Origin of the sequence: Streptomyces sp. NPDC002896 (assembly GCF_040295225.1) — a bacterium.
Taxonomy (GTDB): domain Bacteria; phylum Actinomycetota; class Actinomycetes; order Streptomycetales; family Streptomycetaceae; genus Streptomyces.
This window is the reverse complement of sequence record NZ_JBEOVA010000029.1, coordinates 58,388-76,760: the sequence shown is the minus strand read 5'-3', so window position 1 is coordinate 76,760 and position 18,373 is coordinate 58,388. Positions and strand designations below refer to the sequence as shown.

The following is an 18,373-nucleotide window of genomic DNA, read 5'->3' as shown; positions in this document are numbered from 1 at the left end:
GTGTGCCGGCAGGCGGGGCGGCGGTGGGACGGCAACCGATCCGACTCGGCATCCGGTTGCCCTCCCACCGCCACTCGCCGGCCGACGCCCTGCAGGGCCTCGGCGGCGCCGCGGCGGTCCTCGCCACCGCCGCAAGCGGGTCGTCGATGAGCCCTCTCGTGGCAGGGCTCGCTCCGCGCGGCAAGCTCACTGTCCTCGGCGCCGCGCCGGACCCCGTCCAGGCACAGACCGGCGAGCTGATCACCCGGACCATCCAGGGCCATCTCACCGGCACTTCGATCGCGAACGAGGACAACCTCGCCTTCGGCGCCGCCAACGGCACCCAGGTTGGCATCGAGACCTTCCCGCTCTCCGAGGCTCCCAAGGCCTGTCAGCACATGCGCGCGGGCAAGGCCCGCTTCCGCGTGGTACTCAACGCCGCAGCATGACGCGACACCGGCTGCACCGTCACGTAAGTGGTCTTCAAGGCCCCTGGCATGATCACGGCGTGACCAATGAGCTTGTGCGGCCCGGCCCCAGGAAGTTCGTCCTCTTCGATGTCGACGGGACGTTGATCGACGCCGTGGACAACCAACGCCGGGTCTGGGAAACCCTGGCGGAGCGCTACGGATTGGACGCGGCTGAGGTCTATCGGGTGGCGCTGCGGACGCGGCCGATGGAGACCTTCGCGGAGGTGGCTCCGGACCAGGACCCGAAGGAGTGCCTGGCTGTGCTGCACGAACTGGAGGACGACGACGTTCGGTCCGGCCTCTATACGGCCTTCGACGGCGTATCGGCGCTGCTGGAGGCCCTGCCGTCGGGTTCGTGGGCGCTGGTGACCTCGAACTATGAGCATCGGGTGCGTGGGCGATTTACTCGGACGGGCCTACCGGTGCCGCGCGTCATTGTGGACGCCGCCGCGGTGGAGGAGGGCAAACCGTCGCCCGTGCCCTACCTGTTGGCCGCCGAGCAACTCGGTACCGAGCCAGCCAACTGCCTGGTCATTGAGGACGCCCCGTCCGGAGTGGAGGCAGGGCTACGGGCCGGTATGACGGTGTGGGGCGTGAACGCACCGATCGGGGTGGCAGGCGTACACCGTCACTTCGGGAGCCTGCGCGAAGCGGTCCCCGACATCCTCGCGTTCGTCCGTCAGGAGTCAGCCGTAGTGGGATAGTCGTGGTGCCCGGCTGTGCCCATCATGACCGTCCGCGGACCAAGCCGCGTTCCTGGCGGACCACTTCGCCTACGACCGCTGCTATGTCGCCTATGACCGCTGCCATGCAGTCAGCCACCTGTTTCCGCTACCCGCAACACACCGATATGAAGGAGGAGATCGCGTAGCTCACGCCTGGCGAAGTCGCCGACCCCGTCGCCTAGACTGTCAGCCGACTTTCCGGGGGTCGGGTCAACCACCGGGACCGGCCCGAAAATCGCCATCCTGCCCCCCGCCAGACAGCATCGATCCTGGGAGACCTGCAATGAGCTGCAAGCCCCCCACCTGACGCAGCTGACCATCCCGGTGCCGGCTGATGGCCGCGCAGGGTCCGGCGGCGGCGCCTCCGGAAGGCCGTCTGGCACCGGGCGCGTCAACCTGCAGGCCCAGATGGTGAGCACGCCGGCGGCCAAGCCATCCGCGCTGGCAATGATCGCTTCTTGGTTCCCCGGGTCCTGTTACGAGAAACCCACCGCCCTCCCAAGCACTGCCACAGGAGAATCGTTGCACCACGATGAGCGCGCAGAGCGGCCCGGAAGCCACGGCGAGCACCAGATCCAGCGGGAGTTGGGCACTTCTGTCCGAGCCGACCGGTTCTACGACGAGCAGGTTCTCGACCGGCTCAACTCGCGGATGCGCGAGTTCGTGGCGCGCCAGGAGATGTTCTTCCTCGCCACGTCGGACGGCCGCGGCGAGTGCGACAGCACCTTCCGCGCCGGGCCGGCGGGGTTCCTCCAGGTGCTCGGTGAACGCTCGCTGGCCTACCCCGAGTACCGCGGCAACGGCGTCATGGCGAGCCTCGGCAACATCCGCGAGAACCCCCACGTCGGCATCCTGATGATCGACTTCCTCCGTGATCGCATAGGCCTGCACGTCAACGGCACCGCCCGCCTCGTCTCGGACGACGACATGCGCACCGCGCACCCGGATCTCCCCCACGATCCGGTACCCGGGCGTCGCCCCCAGGTGTGGGTCGAGATCGAGGTCGAGGAGGCCTACATCCACTGCTCCAAGCACATACCGCGGATGGCCAAGCTGCCGACCGCCGGCGGCAGGGCTTGGGGAACCGACGACGTCAGGCGCAAGGGCGGCGACTACTTCGGGGCCGCGGCCGAGCCCGGGCGGGCCAGTTCGGACACCAGGGCCCGCTGAAGCGTCCGTGCTCTGCTCCGCCCCCGCCGCTCACGACGCGTACGCCGCGCCTCCCGCTCGCGATTGAACTCGCGCCGATAACCGATAGCCGAGAGCCGATAGCCAATACAGAAGCCGCTGTTCAGAACCTGGCGTCGCACCGCAGACGTGGGGGCCACATGGCGGTTCGCAGCCCGGCGCTCGAAGCCGGACATCCTCACTCCGTAGTGGCCGGCACGTATTGCCGCATTTGCCGACTAACCCCCAAGGCCCGACGGTTCGTCGTTGTCTTAGCGGCGGCCGGGCCGACCTGCGGCCCGGTTCACCGACGCGCCAGGCTCCCCGTGATCACTGGACCGAGGTCCACTCCGACACCGACGCGCGCGTCTCGCCGATGCCGACCTGGACGGCGGCGCACTGCTGCGCGCCAGGCTGGCTGCACGCTGGGCTTGGCTACACGCTGGGCTTGACCAAAGCCGGACGTCCCGGGCGGACCCGGGTGTACGACGGGGCTGTGGGGGGCGCACACCGGCATCGTCCCGCACGACTGGACGCCAGACGGCTGGTTCGTCGCCGTCGGGCCTCCGGCGATCGCCCGCCCCGCCCAGGACGCCGGCATGCCGATAGACGGCGAATCGGAATACCTTCGCAAGCACCTGCTGCGAGGCAGCCAGGGCGACCCTCCCAGTGCCCGGCGGGGGCGGATCAGCTTCGCTACCCGATCCGGCACTCAGCCCTATACGACCGCCACGGCAAGGAGACCCGCTCATGACCCCGGACAACCCGGTTCCCCCGAAGACCCCCGAACAAGCCTTGGCCATCGTCCGCAGCCGCTACGCCCAGCCCAAACTGCCCGACGGAACCCCGGCCCCCATGCACGTCCACGAATTCGACATCGGCTACTTGGTGTACGCAACCTTCCCGCCCACCACTGACACCACAGGCCAACCGCGGCCCTCATCTCCAGGCGGCAGCAAAATCGTCGTAGCCAAAGACACCGGTGAAACCATCGCCGTCCCCAACTACCCGACCGAGACCGCCATCGCCCTGTACCGCCGGCAGCACCAGGCGCAGCGACCGAACGCGTAGCGGACAAAGGCCCATCCGGAACTGGCCGTCAAGATGCTCGGCAAGCATGACCGCCCGGGCACCTAGCCGCGCTGTTGCAGGGCACCTCGCCTTGAAAGGGCCTCGGCTCGCCGCCCACGGCCCGGCCGGCCACGCCCGCACCGCGTGCGTGCAACAGCACCCTGGCAATCCCTCGACGGAGTGAGCCAAGCCCGTTCGAACGAGTTTGGGACGCGCCGAGCCCAGCGCTTCACGACCAACCGGCCACATCAGAACATACGTTCACAAGCTGCCACCGAAAAAGCCGTGACGACCCCGGATCAGACGCGTTTTTAGAGCACCAGTGCCACCCGAGCGCCCCGATGGAGGTCATCATGAAGCCTGTACCTACCCCCGTGAACCAGCCCTGGGGATTCGAACAGAACCGGCCGGCCGCGATCCTGTCCGCGCTTGACGTACGCGACGTAGACACCTTCACCCGCCGTTCAGCACGCCCGGATACGAGGTGGGCAGCATGAGCGAGTCCACCGATGCAAACCCCCTCGACAGCCGCGTACCGGTGCCGCGGCCCGCCCCGCTCCCCCTGCGCCCGCGGCCGTCAGATCGGACGGCTCGCCTGGCAAACAGCGGGCGCATCGCCGAGGCGGGTTCCCACGACCAGTTGATGGACCTCGGCGGCCACTACGCCGCCATATTCACCCTCCACGCCGGCGGCTACCAGCCCCGCTCCGCCGCCGCATGAGAGGAGGTGGGGTGATGACACACCCGCCGCCCTGCCCGCCGTGCCGCACGCCGGGGCCGCCGCCACCCACTCCCCCAAGCCCGTGAGGTGCTTACATGCCGCCCACCCGATCCCACATCCGTGACCTCGTCAACTCCTACCTGGACCGTCATCCCGGCGAACGCGATCGCCTTGCCGGTCTGTCGGCCGCGCTCGATGAGGCGGACGATCCCACGAGCCGCTCGACGCTGCCGGGACACATCACATGCAGCGGCGTCGTGATCGACCGCCCCCGCCGCGTTCTGCACATCCACCACAAGGCCAGCGGCAAGGTCCTCGCGCCGGGCGGCCACGTCGAGGCCGGGGACAGCACCCTCGTCGGGGCAGCGCTGCGTGAGGTGCATGAAGAGGCCGGGATCGTGCCCGAAGCCTTGTGCCTCACACCCGAGTTCCTTGATGGGCCCGTCGACATCGACGTCCACGGCATCGATGCCAGCGCCGCCAAGGGCGAACCGGCTCACGCGCACTACGACTTCCGGTTCGCCTTCAACCTGGCCCACGACACTCCCGAGATCGCCCTTCAGGCCGAGGAGGTCTCCGGGTGGGAGTGGCGCACCTTCGACCAGGTCAGCTCACCGACGCTGCGCGCCAAACTCGCGGGCTCCGGGCTCGACGGTCAAGCCGAGCCGGTGAACGCCTCGGCGCTGATCTACAACGATGCGGGCGAATACCTGCTGCATCTGCGAGACAACGTTCCCGGCATCTGGTCGCCGGGCACGTTTGCGTTGCTCGGAGGCGGCCGCGAGACGGGGGATGCCTCGCTGGAGGACACCCTCCGGCGGGAGCTGATGGAGAAGGCAGGCCTCGACATGACCGTGCTGGAGCCCTTTGCCATCGAAAGCGCCACGGCCACGGTTGGCACCACCGTGCCGATCCAGGTGTACGCCGGTCTGTGGAACGGGGACCCCGCGGATCTGACCTTGCACGAGGGCGTGATGCTGGCCTGGTTCCGCCCGGAGATCATGCCTCGCCTTCCGCTCGGCCCCTCCACCCTCGCCCTGGTCCAGCAGCACCAGAAGCAGCACCCCAGTCCACCGGTCTCCGGCCCGGGGCGTCTTGCTCGGCCTGCCGCGGTGCGCCGGCCGCAGGTGCCGAGGCAGTCCTCCGCGAAGGACCCGGCCGGGACGGTGCTCAACGTCGTAGGCGTGCATCTGCTCTTGCAGGACACCGAGGGGAGGATCCTGCTCGGGCTGCGGCATCCCGATTCCGCCTACGCCGCAGACCTCTGGCACTACTTGGCCGGACACTGCGAGCAGGAGAGCGCGCGGTCGTGCCTCGTGCGCGAGGCGGAGGAAGAAGCCGGTCTCGTGATCGACCCCGCAGACCTTGAGTTCGCGCACGTGATGCATCTGGTCGACCAGCCAGGCGACCGGCCCCGCATGCAGATCATCTTCAAGGCGCTGCGGTGGGGTGGCGAGCCGACGTTGTGTGAACCCGACAAGTGCGTGCGCTGGCAGTGGTGGGACCCGGCCGCACTGCCGGACAACGTCGTTCCCTACACACGGGCCTCAATCGCGAGCATCCTCGAAGGCCGCGCCTATTCCGAGATGGGGTGGGCATGACGACCGACCCCACACCGGCTCAGGACGGCCTCTCCGTCGCATCGCAGCGCGCGGCGGACGCACGAGCAGCGATGGTCGCCCGTCTCGAAGGCACAGGGGAACTACGGCAGGGGCCCGTGCGCGAGGCGCTGCGAGCGCTCCCCAGGGAAGTGCTGATGCCGCAGGCCTACGTGCGGCGCAGCCGGCCGGAGGAGAAACCCCCGCGATGGGACATGCTGGACTGGTCCGTACCGGGCGACCGTGAGGAGCTGCTCGGACTGCTGTACGGCGGGGAGAGTGTGCTGATCCAGCACTCCGAGGAGCCGATCCTCGGCCGGGTACGGGGTGCCCGGTCGGGCGGGGCGATCACCTCGATGTCCAGCACGGTCGGCATGACCGCCGCTCTGCTCCAGGACCTCGAACTGCGGCCCGGTGACCGGGTCCTCGACGTCGGCACGGGCGCCGGCGTCACGGCAGCCGTCTCGTGCTGGATCAGTGGCGGCGGCGGTGTGGTCACCCTTGACCGGGACGAGCACATCACCGCGGCCGCCCGGGCACGATTGGCTGACCTCGGCCACCACCCCACGGCCGTGACCGGCGACGGCGAAGCCGGGTGGCCGGCAGGAGCCCCCTACGACCGCCTGTTCGTCTCCTACGCCGTCCCCCGAGTCGCCGAAGCCTGGGGGGAGCAACTCGCACCGGAAGGCCGGGCGCTGGCGCACGTCAGCGGGACATCGCCGTCCTGGCCCGGCCTCGCGGTCATCAGTAAGACGGTCGGCGGTCGGCTCCAAGCCGTCCTGCGCGCGGTGGAGTTCGGGCACCGTCCCGGCCACGGCTTCGAGAGGGTCTTCATCTCCCACGCCTTCCTGAACCGCATCAAGGCGGAGGAGGGCAGCAATGGATATCTGGGACGAGATCCAGACCATCGCTGCCCTGTGGCGATCCGCCGGCAAACCCAACTCCTACCGCATCCACTTCGACAGCCACGGCGAGCAGTGGGTCAGCGGCGACACCGGCGACACCACGCTGTCCTGGCCTCTGCCTCACCCGGCCCATACAACCCGCACGGAGGATCCCCAGTGATGACCGCACCGCAAGCGGACTTCGGCCCAGGACCTGGACAGTGGCCGACGAGGTTTCGGGACCACCGGGCCGGTGTCGTGATGGAGGCACGCCGCACCGGCACGACGGCGTACTTCGACTCATGGGACTGGGAGGATTGATGAGCATCGTCTTGATGTCCGATCGGCGTGTGGCCGCGATTCCGGTAGACGACTGCGGAGAGAGCCTGGTCGACGTCCGCACGCACGGTGCGCTGCTGGTCGATGACCGCAAGCAGGACCCGGCCGGCGCCTTCGCGTATCTGCGCCAGGGGGTACTCGACCGGCTAGTGGACGCCCAGTCCTTGCTGCCGGACGGGCTGCGCTTGCTGCTCGTCGAGGGTTACCGACCGCCGGCGCTGCAGCGGCAGTACTTCGAGGAGTACGCCGCCGAGCTGAGCGGGAGCAACCCGGACTGGACGCCCGCCCGGATCCGGGAGGCCGCCAGCCGGTATGTCTCTCCCCCGCAGATCGCACCGCACAGTGCGGGCGCCGCCGTCGATGTGACCCTCGTCGACGCTGACCGACTGGAGCTGGACATGGGAACGCGCATGAACGCGAGCCCGGAGGAGAGCAGCGGCGCCTGCTACACCGCAGCCGACTCGATAAGCCCACTGGCCAGGGCGAACCGGAACACGCTCGGCAGCGCCCTGTCCGCGGCTGGACTCGTGAACTACCCCACCGAGTGGTGGCACTGGAGCTACGGGGACCGCTACTGGGCATTGGCGACCGGTCAGAGGGCCGCCTTGTACGGCCCGAGGGACCTGCCGTGATCCACGGCCGCCACAAGGAGCCGCCGGCAGCCCGCGCCGTGTCCTCCCCGCTGTCCGCCCCTGCCCGCCGTCCCGCTGGCGCCTGCCGTCCGCTGGCGCCTGCCGTCCGCTGGCGCCTGCCGTGAAAGGGCCAGACGCGGACCCGAACCTGACGGCGGCCGGGGACCTGGCCCGGGCAGACGGCCGCCGATGATCACCAGGACGGGACCAACGGACCGCACGGCGCCGACAGGAAGACCACCCCATCCGCCGGCCATGCAGCCGCCCTGCCGGGATCCCTCATCCCCGAGTTCGAGGACGTCAGCGCTGCGGTCCACAGCGCCGAGCGCGGAGATGCCTGTACACAGCGCGGCCAGCCACGCCTGCTGGCACTGAAGGTCCGCCGACGACCAGGGCGCCGTGACGGACGCGTGATCGGCACCAGGTCACACCACCACAGCCAGAGCCTGACCACAGCCCTCGCGCATCTCAGTACCTCACGCCCGCGTCACCCATACCTGTGGCGCTGAATCTCTGGAGACCGAATGAGCGGCACATGGATCCCTCCCGAGCAGTACATCGCCACCCTGCCCAAGGCCACCATCTATGGGTGCTTCTACGTCACCGACGAGGCCGACCGTCCGATCCAGCTGCGCGCCGCCCGCAACCCGGCGCTGTGGCAGTGGCCGGGCGGGAACATGGACCCGGGTGAGACGCCCTGGGAGTGTGCGGTACGCGAGTGCCTGGAAGAGACAGGCCTACGCATCGCCGACGAGCCGAAACTACTGGCCATGCACTTCCTGCCCCCGCTGGGCGACTGGAACACCCACAAGGTCGGCTTCGTCTTCGACGGCGGCCGGCTCACCCAAGCGCAGATCGACAGCATCGTTCTGGACCCGGACGAGCACTGCGAGGTCGCTGTCCGATCACTGCAGGGCTGGCAGGAGGAGATGTCCGCGTTCTCCTTCGGCCGTCTCGCCGCGGTTGCGCAAGCTCGCCGTACCGGGTCGGTCTGCTACCGGGAACACTCCGGCCCCTCTTAGCCTGCCAGCAGCAGCGACGGTACGGGGCTGCTGTCTGCTGCCACGCAGTACCGCTCCCCACCGCGGCCCGGTCTCAACGCACCCTCTTCCCATCGAACATTAAGGAGACACGAACCCCGTGGGCGGTATGGCTTCGACACACGAGGAGACCGCATTGCGCGTTCTGGTCGTCGGTGACCGTTTCATTCCTGGCGGGTACGGTCCGCAGCGTCGACTCGTCGGGAATCAAGGCGGAACAGCACGCGGCGCAACAGACACTCGCCGCGGGCGGCCGGTGCGCCGGGGCGATCAACGGCCGCGAACTGGGGTGGGTGTGAGCATTGGCGCGTGACCTGGTGCTCGGTCTCGATGCGGGACACACCGTGACCAAGGCCGTGCTGTTCGACGCCACAGGCCGACCGGTGGCGCGGGGCAGCGGCACGCTGCCGCTGGACACCCCTCAGCCCCATTGGGTCGAGCGGGACATGGACGACGTGTGGCGGACGGCGTATCAGGCCATCGCCGCCTGTCTCGCCGAGGCGGGACCGGACGCGGGGCGGGCCGTCGCCGCGGTGGGACTGGCCGGGCACGGCGACGGGCTGTACGCCGTCGACGAGCGGGGCCGGCGTGTACGGGCCGCGATCGTGGCGATGGACACGCGCGCCGAACCGGTGCTGGAGGAGTGGCGGGGCGCTCCGGTCTGGTCCCGTGCCCTGGCGTTGTCGGGCACGGTCCCCTTCACGGGTTCCCCGGCCGCCCTGCTGACCTGGCTCGCCCGCCATGAACCGGGAGTGCTTCAGCAGGCCCGTTGGCTGTTGTCCTGCAAGGACTGGCTGCGCCTCAGGCTGACGGGCGCGGTGGCCACCGATCCCACGGACGCCAGTGCCTCGTTCACCGACATGCGGCGGGGCGGCTACTCGCCGGAGCTGCTCGACCTGTACGGCCTCGGCGCGCTCGCCGGCCTGCTGCCGCCCGTCCTGGCTTGCGACGCGGTGAGCGGAACCGTGACCCGCGAGGCCGCGGCGCTCACCGGGCTCACCGCCGGCACCCCCGTCGTCACGGGCGCCCATGACGTCGATGCCGCCGCGCTCGGGATCGGTGGCACGGCGCCGGGCGAACTGTGTCTGATCGCCGGGTCGTTCAGCATCAATCAGGTGATCAGCGAGCGCCCCGTCGTCGACCCGCGCTGGCAGGTCCGTCACTTCGTCCGCCCGGGGCAGTGGATGACCATGTCCACCTCACCCGCCTCGGTCGCGAACCTGGAGTGGTTCCTGCGGGTGACGGGCGCACCGGCCGAGCAGCGCGACGGCGTCCACGAGGCGATCGGCCGAGAGGTCGAGGCGCACTTGGACGGTCCGTCGGAGGTGTTGTTCCACCCGTTCGTCTACGGCTCTCCGCACCCGCATCCCACGTCCGGGACGTTCCTCGGCCTGCGCGGTTGGCACGGCCGCGGCCACCTGCTGCGGGCCCTGATGGAGGGTGTCGTTCTCAATCACCGCTGGCACGTCGACGCGCTCTGCTCGAAGCTGCGGATCACCGGGGCGGCCCGGCTGACCGGCGGCGCCGCGCACAGCGAGGTGTGGAGCCAGATGTTCGCCGATGCTCTGCGGCGGCCGGTCGTGGTGACCGACGTGCAGGAGAGTGCCGCCAGGGGAGCGGCCCTGCTTGCCGCCACCGCCGTCGGACTGCTCGACGACGTGACGGACCCGCGCGCCGGCGCCGCCGTGCTCAGACGCCACGAACCCGACGCCGACCGGGTCGCCGTACTCGACGAGGCGTACGAGGTGTACCGGGAGGCCCTGGAGGCTCTCGGGCCGATCTGGGCGCGCCTGGACGCGCCCGAGACCGCGGAGTGAGTACGGAGCGAGTACCGAGCGAGTCCGCGGCATAAGGGATCGACAGAGATCCCGGAACGGCCCGGGCCACGGGCAACGCCGGGGTCTGCACGCCCTCGCGGCGGTACGGCGGCTAGGCGCCCGCGCGGGTGCAGGTGTCGGCCGCGATCTCCACGGCGTACGACGGCGGCCGTGCGAGCTCAGCCGTATCCGGACGCCTGGCTCCACCCGGGTGTGCTTACGAGTCGAGGTCGTCGACACGGTGGGAGCGGGCGACGCTTTCACCGCGGGGGCGCGTGAGGCCCACCAGCGCGTCTCCGACGACGACAGCGGGCTTGTCTGCGGTTTCCGATCTGTCCGGTCTGGCACTCATGCGGGACTCCTCGGGGACTGCGGCGGCACGGTCGAGGGCCGGGGCTGTTCGGTACTCCCCCCGTGACCTGGTCATCAGCCGCCTCGGCGGCGACCGGAGGTGGAGGGACGAAGGCGTCCCGCACCCTCCTGCGAGACGGCTCGACGATAGATTCAGAGAACTTTTCTCGCAAGATGTGTTAACAACGGCGCAGTCTCCTGCTAATAATTCCGCCATCGATACCGCGCCCGACACCCCAGGGCCGCACACCCACCCCTCCCCTCCCTCCCCAGCCGAGCCTCAGTCGAGGTCCCGACGAACCATGCTGAGCGGCTGCTCCCGACGAGCGGAGCCGCCGCGGGAGCCCCCTACGCCCGTTTCCCGAGCCACCCGTACGAGAGGTCCCCCGTCATGAGATCGACCAGATACGCCCTCATAGCCGGCGCCGCCGCCACCGCCCTCCTCGCCACTGCCTGTTCCGGAGCCGGAGCCGGCGGGTCGTCGGGCGGCGGCAAGAGCATCAACGTGCTGATGGTCGGCAATCCACAGATGGAGGACATCGCAAAGCTGACGAAGGACACGTTCACGAAGGACACCGGTATCAAGGTGAACTTCACGGTCCTTCCCGAGAACGAGCTGCGCGACAAGGTCACCCAGGACATCGCCACCCAGGCCGGCCAGTACGACGTCGCCACCATCGGCGCCTACGAGGTACCCATCTGGACCAAGAACGGCTGGCTGCACGAGCTCGGCTCCTACGCCGACAAGGACGCGAGCTTCGACAAGAGCGACCTGCTCAAGCCGATGGTGCAGTCGCTGTCCGGCTCCGACGGCAAGCTCTACGCCCTGCCGTTCTACGGCGAGTCCTCCATGCTCATGTACAACAAGGACGTCATGAAGGCGAAGGGCATCACGGTGCCCGAGCACCCGACCTGGCAGCAGATCGCCGACATCGCGGCCAAGGTCGACGGCGCCGAGCCGGGGATGCGGGGCATCTGCCTGCGCGGTCTGGCCGGTTGGGGCGAACTCGGGGCGCCGCTGACGTCCGTGGTCAACACCTTCGGCGGCACCTGGTTCACCAAGGACTGGAAGGCGCAGGTCAACAGCCCGGCGTTCAAGAAGGCGACGAACTTCTACGTCAACCTGGTCAAGAAGCACGGTGAGGCGGGCGCCCCGCAGGCCGGGTTCACCGAGTGCCTCAACGCGATGAGCCAGAAGAAGGTCGCGATGTGGTACGACGCGACCAGCGCGGCCGGGCCGCTGGAGGACTCCAGCTCCAGCAAGATCGCCGGCCATGTCGGCTACGCCTACGCGCCGACCGTCGAGACCAAGAGCAGCGGCTGGCTGTGGGCCTGGGCGTGGGCCATGCCCAAGACCACGAAGAACGCCGATGCCGCCTCGAAGTTCATGCTGTGGGCCTCCAGCAAGAAGTACGAGAAGTTGGTCGGCGAGAAGCTCGGCTGGGCGCGCGTCCCGGCCGGCAAGCGGGCCAGCACGTACGACATCCCGCAGTACCAGAAGGCGGCCTCGTCGTTCGGTGACATCACCCTGAAGTCCATCGAGGGAGCCGACCCGGCCAACCCGGGCGTCCAGCCCAGGCCGACCGTGGGCATCCAGTACGTGGCCATCCCCGAGTTCCAGGACCTGGGAACCAAGGTCACCCAGGAGATCTCCGCCGCCATCGCCGGCAAGACCAGCGTGGACAAGGCGCTCAACGACGGCCAGAAGCTCGCCGAGGACGTCGCCAAGAACTACCAGTGACCCGCACGAACCGCCCGGCCGGCCCTCCCCCCGGCCGGGCACCGCTCCCCCTACCCGGCCGTCACTGGCGGAGGAAAGTCCATGACCACGCTCACTGCTCCCCCCAAGACAGCACCGCCACCCGCCCGTACCCGGAAGTCCTCGGGCATCAGCAAGTGGAAGCGCCGCATCCCGCTGCTGCCGGCGCTGGTCTTCACCATCGTCGTCACGCAGCTGCCCTTCGTGGCCACGCTCGTCATCTCCACCTTCCAGTGGAACATCCTCAAGCCGGGCGACCGCCACTTCGTCGGCCTGTCCAACTTCAAGTTCGTCTTCACCGACGAGCGGCTGCGCACCGCGGTGCTCAACACCGTCGTGCTCACCGCGTCGGTGGTGCTCATCAGCGTGGTCCTCGGCCTCGGTCTGGCGATGCTGCTCGACCGCCGGTTCGTCGGCCGCGGCCTGGCGCGCACCCTGCTCATCGCCCCGTTCCTCGTCATGCCGGTCGCGGCGGCGCTGCTGTGGAAGCACGCCATCTACAACCCTGACTACGGCCTGCTCAACGGCACCCTCAACGCCGTCTACCGACTCTTCGGAGCCTCCAACGGGCCCACGGTCGACTGGGTGTCCTCGTACCCCATGCCCGCCGTCGTGGTCTCGCTGGTCTGGCAGTGGACCCCGTTCATGATGCTGATCCTCCTGGCCGGCCTGCAGTCGCAGCCCGGAGACGTCCTGGAGGCGGCCCGCATGGACGGGGCGTCGGCACTGGCGACCTTCCGCTTCATCACCCTGCCGCACCTGCGGCAGTACCTCGAGCTGGGCATCCTGCTCGGCACGATCTACGTCGTGCAGACCTTCGACTCGGTCTACACCATCACCCAGGGCGGCCCCGGCTCGCAGACGACCAACCTGCCCTACGAGATCTACCTGACCATGTTCCGCAAGTACGAGTACGGCGAGGCGGCCGCCGCCGGTGTCGTCGTCGTAATCGGCTCGATCGTGATCGCGACCTTCGCGCTGCGCACCATCGCGTCGCTGTTCCGCGAGGAGGTATCCCGATGACCGCTCACGCAGCAGTCGCCGCCCCCGGGGCGAGGTTCAAGAAGCTCCTCCGCCGCCACGACGACCACGGCGGTGCGCCGCGGCTGTCGCCCCTGTGGACCTTCGTCGCCTGGCTCGCCACGCTGGCGTTCTTCGCGCCGGTGGCGTGGATGGTGCTCACTTCCTTCCACCAGGAGGCGGACGCGGCGACCAACCCGCCGACCCCCTTCGCCCCGCTCACCTTCGACCAGTACGAAACACTGTTCAGCCGGGACATCACCCCCTTCCTGCTCAACTCGGCCATGGCCAGCGTCCTTTCGACATTGCTGGTGCTCGCCCTGGCGGTGCCGACGGCCTACGCGCTGTCCATCAAGCCGGTCGAGAAGTGGACCGACGTGATGTTCTTCTTCCTGTCCACCAAGTTCCTCCCGGCCATCGCGGCTCTGCTGCCGGTCTACATGATCGTCAAAGACGTCGGGATGCTGGACAACGTGTGGACGCTGGTCATCCTCTACACCGCCATGAACCTCCCGATCGCGGTGTGGATGATGCGCTCGTTCCTCGCCGAGGTCCCCAAGGAGATCCTGGAGGCGGCCGAGGTCGACGGCGCCAACCTGCTCACCGTGCTGTGGCGGGTCGTCGCGCCGGTCGCCATGCCCGGACTCGCCGCCACCTCGCTGATCTGCTTCATCTTCAGCTGGAACGAGTTCATGTTCGCCGTGAACCTCACCGCGACGCAGGCGTCCACCGCGCCCGTGTTCCTGGTGGGCTTCATCACCAACGAGGGCCTGTTCCTGGCCCGGCTGTGCGCGGCGGCCACGCTGGTCTCCCTGCCGGTCCTCATCGCCGGTTTCGCCGCCCAGGACAAACTCGTGCGCGGCCTGTCCCTGGGAGCCGTCAAGTGAGGGCCGCCGTCATCACCGCTCCGGGCAAGGTGGAGCTCCAAATCGTCGAAGACCCGGCCCCCGGCCCCCGCGAGGTCGTCATCCAGGTCGCCGCGACCGGGCTGTGCGGCACCGACCTGCACATCCTGCAGGGCGAGCACGCGCCCAGCCTGCCGATCGTTCCCGGCCACGAGTTCGCCGGAGAGATCGTCGCGGTCGGCGCCGAGGTGACCGAGGTGACGGTGGGCGCCCGCGTCGCGGTCGACCCGAACATGTACTGCTCCGAGTGCCACTACTGCCGCCTCGGCCGCAACAACCTGTGTGAGCGGTACGCGGCCATCGGCGTCACTCATCCCGGCGCCGCCGCCGAGTTCGTGGCCGCGCCGGTCGCCAACTGCGTGCTCCTCCCCGACGGCATGCGCACCGAGGACGCGGCTCTGATCGAGCCGCTGTCCTGTGCGGTGCGCGGCTACGACGTCCTGCGCAGCCGTCTCGCCTCCCGCGTGCTCGTCTACGGCGCCGGAACCATGGGACTGATGATGCTCCAGCTCGCCAAGGCCACCGGTGCCGCGAGCGTCGATGTCGTCGACATCAACGTCGAACGCCTCGCCACGGCACGGCAGTTGGGCTGCTCCGCCGGTGCCACGTCCGCCGACGAACTCGAGCGGCCGCGGCACGGCTGGGACGTGGTCATCGACGCCACCGGCAACGCCCAGGCCATCCAGGACGCCCTCGGCCGGGTCGGCAAGGGCGGTACGTACCTGCAGTTCGGGGTCGCCGACTACGCCACCCGGGCCACCATCGAGCCGTACCGGATCTACAACCAGGAGATCACGATCACCGGCTCCATGGCCGTCCTGCACAGCTTCGAACGCGCCGCGGACCTCTTCGCCACCGGCGTCATCGACCCGGACGTCTTCATCAGCGATCGCCTCCCTCTGGCGGCGTTCCCGGACGCGATCGCCCGCTTCCAGGCGGGCATCGGCCGCAAGATCCAGATCCAGCCCGGCCTCGCCTCCGCGTGAACGCCCGAACCGAACGGAACTCCGCCACCATGACCCAGCAGATCAGCCACATCCGCCGCGTGCTCGTCCGGTCCCTCGGCGACATCACCATCGAGCAGGTGCCCGCCCCCGTCACCGGGGACGACGAACTCCTGGTGCGCGCCACCGTCGTCGGCGTGTGCGGCTCCGATACCCATGCGGCGGCCGGCCACCATCCGTTCATCGACCTGCCCTACCGCCCCGGTCACGAGGCGGTAGGCGTCGTCGCCGCGGCAGGGAACGGAGCCGAGGACTTCACCCCCGGCGACCGGGTGATCATCGAACCCAACCTGTACTGCGGCCGGTGCCCCCAGTGCCGCTCCGGCCGCTACAACATCTGCCAGGAGCTGAAGGTCTTCGGCTGCCAGACGCCCGGCGCCATGGCCGACCTGTTCACCATCCCGGCCGACCGCGTCCACCGCGTACCCGACGGCATGACCGACATCGAGGCCGCCCTCGTCGAGCCCCTGGCCACGCCGGTGCACGCCGTGGCGAAGGCCGGTGACCTCACCGGCCGCACGGTCGCCGTACTCGGCGCCGGCCCCATCGGCCTGCTCACCCTCCTCGCCGCCCGGCACGCGGGCGCCGCCCGGATCGCCGTCACCGACCTGCTGGACGGCAAGCGGGAGAGGGCGCTGCGCCTCGGCGCCGACACGGCCCTGCCCGCCGACGCCCTCGACCTTGTCGAGCAGGCCCACGCGGCGCTCGGCGGTCCGGTCGACGTCGTCTTCGACTGCGTGTCCCGGGAGCAGTCCATGGCCCAGGCCACAGAGCTGGTGGCCAAGGGCGGCCACATCGTCGTGGTGGGCGTGGGCGCCGCCGGCCCGACCCCGATCCGTCTGGACCTGGTCCAGGACCGGGAGATCCGCATCGAGGGCACCCTGATGTACACCGGCGAGGACTACCGCACCGCGATGTCCCTGATCGCCTCGGGCGCCGTCGACACCGCCGAGATCGTCACCGCCACCTACCCGCTGGAGGACGCCGCCAAGGCTTTCGCCGCATCCGTCGACCCCGAGCAGGTCAAGGTGCTGGTCACGGTGGACGGTCCGTAGACCCGCGGCCACACAGGTATGTACGTCGTACGCCGCAGCCGTCGCCTCACGGGTGGCCCGAGGGCCGGGAGCCGGACGGGCCCCGGTCCCCACCGGCCCGTGTGGGAAACTGCGAGACCGGAGCGACCGGGAAGGAGGGGCGCTGTGACCGCCCGTACGCGATTGTCACAGGCCGCCGTCGAGGAGCGGCGCCAGGCTGTGCTGCGGTACGTCGCCGAACACGGCGAGACCCGCATCGACGACCTCGCCCGGCACTTCGACGTCAGTCTGATGACGATGCACCGGGACCTGGACGACCTCGCCGGGCGCCATCTGCTGCGCAAGGAGCGCGGGCGGGCCGTCGCCTTCCCCGCCCTCACCATGGAGACGGCCACCCGCTTCCGTGAGAGCAGCGCCCTCGCGGCCAAGAACGCGCTGTGCGCGGCCGTCGCCGACCGGATCAGGCCGGGCAGCACGGTACTCATGGACGACTCGACGACCCTGTTCCCCCTGGTCCCCGCGCTGGCCGAGCTGGACCAGCTCCATGTCGTCACCAACTCCGTCGGCCTCGCACAGCGCCTCGGTTCCGCGCCGGGCGTGAACGTCACCCTGCTGGGCGGCCACTACCGGGGCGACTTCAACTCCTGCACCGGTCCCACCGTCACCCGCGCCCTGTCCCAGATCCGGGCCGACCTCGCCCTGATGTCCGCCACCGCCATCCTGGAAGGCCGACTCTTCCACCCCCTGAACGACTACGTCGAGGTGAAGCTGGCCATGCTCGCCTCCGCCGAACAGGCGCTGCTCCTGGCGGACCACTCGAAGTTCGGCAAGACCGCCACTTACGCGTACGGCACCGTGGCCGACTACGACGCCGTCATCACCGATACCGGAACCCCCGACGCGGAACTCTCGGCCATACGCGACCTCGGAGTCCCCGTCGAGACAATCGAACCCGAAGAGCCCTCCCCGTGATCCACACCCTGTTCGAAACACCGAGCGCCTACCGCCCCAGCGACGTCGAGATGGCCGCACCCGTGCCCCCGGTCCAGGCCGTGCTGTTCGACTTCAGCAACACCATCTTCCAGATGATCGACCTGGAGACGTGGCTACGCCGGGTCGGCGCCGCCTCCGGCCGCCTCGCCTTGCTGGACGTGCCCGGCGCCGTGGCCGAGATCTCCGACCAGTTGCGCGCCGCCTTCCTGCTGCCCTCCGTCGTCGCCCTACAGGAAGGCCGGGACCTCTCTCCCGAGCGGCACCGCCGTGCCATGCGGGGATGGTGGGAGCAGGTGGACTTCCTGCGCGGCGCGGAGGAGGCGGCGTACCGGGAACTCACCGCCCCGGACGCGTGGATCCCCTATCCCGACACCGAACCGGTCCTGCGCGCCCTGCGCGAACGCGGACTGCGCATCGCCATCGTCAGCGACTTCGCCTGGGACCTGCGCACCCACCTCGCCCACCACGGGCTGGACCCCTTGATCGACACCTGCGTCATCTCCTACGAGCAGGGCCGCGAAAAGCCCGACCCGCAGCTGTTCCTGAAAGCCTGCGCCGACCTCGGCGCCGACCCCCGCGCCACCCTCATGGTCGGCGACAACCCGGTCCGCGACGGCGGCGCCACCGCCTGCGGCCTGCGCACCTACATCCTGCCGGCGGAACACCGCACCGGTGAGCGCGGCTTGGCGGACGTGCTGCGGCTCGTTACCTGACATCAGGGACTGTCTTCAGCTGTGATCAAACCCGGGTTGTAGGCACGGACGGGATGCAGGTCCGGTAGGACTCTGGTGTGACGCGCGCGCAACTCGCCGAAAACGGCGTGAATGACGCATCACCGACACCGCCTGATCCGCCGTCGATCGA

General features: G+C 69.5%; 19 protein-coding genes. 18 read left to right on the top strand and 1 reads right to left on the bottom strand.

Translation table 11 applies throughout. The features are described 5' to 3' along the window. Positions 1–23 precede the first annotated feature (23 nt). From ABT009_RS36815 to ABT009_RS36765, 11 genes are all read left to right on the top strand, one after another. On the top strand, positions 24–428 hold the full coding sequence (locus ABT009_RS36815; protein WP_351305236.1) for an MDR/zinc-dependent alcohol dehydrogenase-like family protein: 405 nt from the start codon (positions 24–26) through the stop codon (positions 426–428). Positions 429–487: 59 nt separating this feature from the next. Continuing rightward, positions 488–1,153: an HAD family hydrolase gene (locus ABT009_RS36810; protein ID WP_351305234.1), complete on the top strand. Its 666-nt coding sequence runs from the start codon at positions 488–490 to the stop codon at positions 1,151–1,153. Between the two features lie 543 nt (positions 1,154–1,696). After that, complete coding sequence (locus ABT009_RS36805) at positions 1,697–2,344, top strand: pyridoxamine 5'-phosphate oxidase family protein (protein WP_351305232.1); 648 nt, start codon at positions 1,697–1,699, stop codon at positions 2,342–2,344. 747 nt (positions 2,345–3,091) lie between these two features. Continuing rightward, positions 3,092–3,412, top strand: a complete 321-nt coding sequence (locus tag ABT009_RS36800) for an SUKH-4 family immunity protein (RefSeq protein WP_351305230.1) — start codon at positions 3,092–3,094, stop codon at positions 3,410–3,412. A gap of 493 nt (positions 3,413–3,905) precedes the next feature. Then, positions 3,906–4,133, top strand: coding sequence for a hypothetical protein (locus tag ABT009_RS36795; protein WP_351305229.1), 228 nt, complete (start codon positions 3,906–3,908; stop codon positions 4,131–4,133). 95 nt (positions 4,134–4,228) lie between these two features. Further along, on the top strand, positions 4,229–5,734 hold the full coding sequence (locus ABT009_RS36790; protein ID WP_351305227.1) for an NUDIX domain-containing protein: 1,506 nt from the start codon (positions 4,229–4,231) through the stop codon (positions 5,732–5,734). Then, positions 5,731–6,936 carry a protein-L-isoaspartate O-methyltransferase family protein gene (locus tag ABT009_RS36785; RefSeq protein WP_351305225.1) on the top strand — a complete coding sequence of 402 codons (1,206 nt, stop codon included), beginning with the start codon at positions 5,731–5,733 and terminating at the stop codon, positions 6,934–6,936. The genes ABT009_RS36790 and ABT009_RS36785 overlap by 4 nt, the downstream gene beginning before the upstream one ends. After that, the gene (locus ABT009_RS36780) at positions 6,933–7,586 is read left to right on the top strand and encodes a M15 family metallopeptidase (protein ID WP_351305279.1); all 654 of its coding nucleotides are present in this window, start codon (positions 6,933–6,935) and stop codon (positions 7,584–7,586) included. Before ABT009_RS36785 ends, ABT009_RS36780 begins: the two co-directional genes overlap by 4 nt. A gap of 524 nt (positions 7,587–8,110) precedes the next feature. Next, a complete protein-coding gene (locus ABT009_RS36775; protein ID WP_351305223.1) occupies positions 8,111–8,608 on the top strand; it encodes an NUDIX domain-containing protein in 498 nt (165 codons plus the stop codon). A gap of 173 nt (positions 8,609–8,781) precedes the next feature. Then, positions 8,782–8,925 carry a hypothetical protein gene (locus ABT009_RS36770; RefSeq protein ID WP_351305221.1) on the top strand — a complete coding sequence of 48 codons (144 nt, stop codon included), beginning with the start codon at positions 8,782–8,784 and terminating at the stop codon, positions 8,923–8,925. A 3-nt stretch (positions 8,926–8,928) separates the two neighbouring features. Further along, positions 8,929–10,443 (top strand): FGGY-family carbohydrate kinase, encoded by a 1,515-nt coding sequence (locus tag ABT009_RS36765; protein ID WP_351305219.1) that lies wholly within the window; start codon positions 8,929–8,931, stop codon positions 10,441–10,443. Between the two features lie 217 nt (positions 10,444–10,660). On the opposite strand, the gene ABT009_RS36760 is transcribed toward ABT009_RS36765, so the two are convergent. Continuing rightward, positions 10,661–10,795, bottom strand: coding sequence for a hypothetical protein (locus ABT009_RS36760; RefSeq protein ID WP_351305218.1), 135 nt, complete (start codon positions 10,793–10,795; stop codon positions 10,661–10,663). A gap of 390 nt (positions 10,796–11,185) precedes the next feature. Between ABT009_RS36760 and ABT009_RS36755 the strand changes: the two genes are divergently transcribed. The 7 genes from ABT009_RS36755 to ABT009_RS36725 all read left to right on the top strand — a co-directional run bounded on the left by ABT009_RS36755 (position 11,186) and on the right by ABT009_RS36725 (position 18,222). After that, complete coding sequence (locus ABT009_RS36755) at positions 11,186–12,535, top strand: ABC transporter substrate-binding protein (RefSeq protein WP_351305216.1); 1,350 nt, start codon at positions 11,186–11,188, stop codon at positions 12,533–12,535. Positions 12,536–12,616: 81 nt separating this feature from the next. Then, entirely contained in the window at positions 12,617–13,576 is a 960-nt protein-coding gene (locus tag ABT009_RS36750; protein ID WP_351305214.1) for a carbohydrate ABC transporter permease, read from the top strand. After that, positions 13,573–14,460 (top strand): carbohydrate ABC transporter permease, encoded by an 888-nt coding sequence (locus ABT009_RS36745; RefSeq protein ID WP_351305212.1) that lies wholly within the window; start codon positions 13,573–13,575, stop codon positions 14,458–14,460. The genes ABT009_RS36750 and ABT009_RS36745 overlap by 4 nt, the downstream gene beginning before the upstream one ends. After that, a complete protein-coding gene (locus tag ABT009_RS36740; RefSeq protein ID WP_351305210.1) occupies positions 14,457–15,464 on the top strand; it encodes a zinc-dependent alcohol dehydrogenase family protein in 1,008 nt (335 codons plus the stop codon). Before ABT009_RS36745 ends, ABT009_RS36740 begins: the two co-directional genes overlap by 4 nt. Before the next feature lie 29 nt (positions 15,465–15,493). Then, positions 15,494–16,537 carry a zinc-dependent alcohol dehydrogenase gene (locus ABT009_RS36735; RefSeq protein WP_351305208.1) on the top strand — a complete coding sequence of 348 codons (1,044 nt, stop codon included), beginning with the start codon at positions 15,494–15,496 and terminating at the stop codon, positions 16,535–16,537. Between the two features lie 144 nt (positions 16,538–16,681). Then, positions 16,682–17,488 (top strand): DeoR/GlpR family DNA-binding transcription regulator, encoded by an 807-nt coding sequence (locus ABT009_RS36730; RefSeq protein WP_351305206.1) that lies wholly within the window; start codon positions 16,682–16,684, stop codon positions 17,486–17,488. After that, complete coding sequence (locus tag ABT009_RS36725) at positions 17,485–18,222, top strand: HAD family hydrolase (RefSeq protein WP_351305204.1); 738 nt, start codon at positions 17,485–17,487, stop codon at positions 18,220–18,222. The genes ABT009_RS36730 and ABT009_RS36725 overlap by 4 nt, the downstream gene beginning before the upstream one ends. Positions 18,223–18,373: the final 151 nt, after the last annotated feature.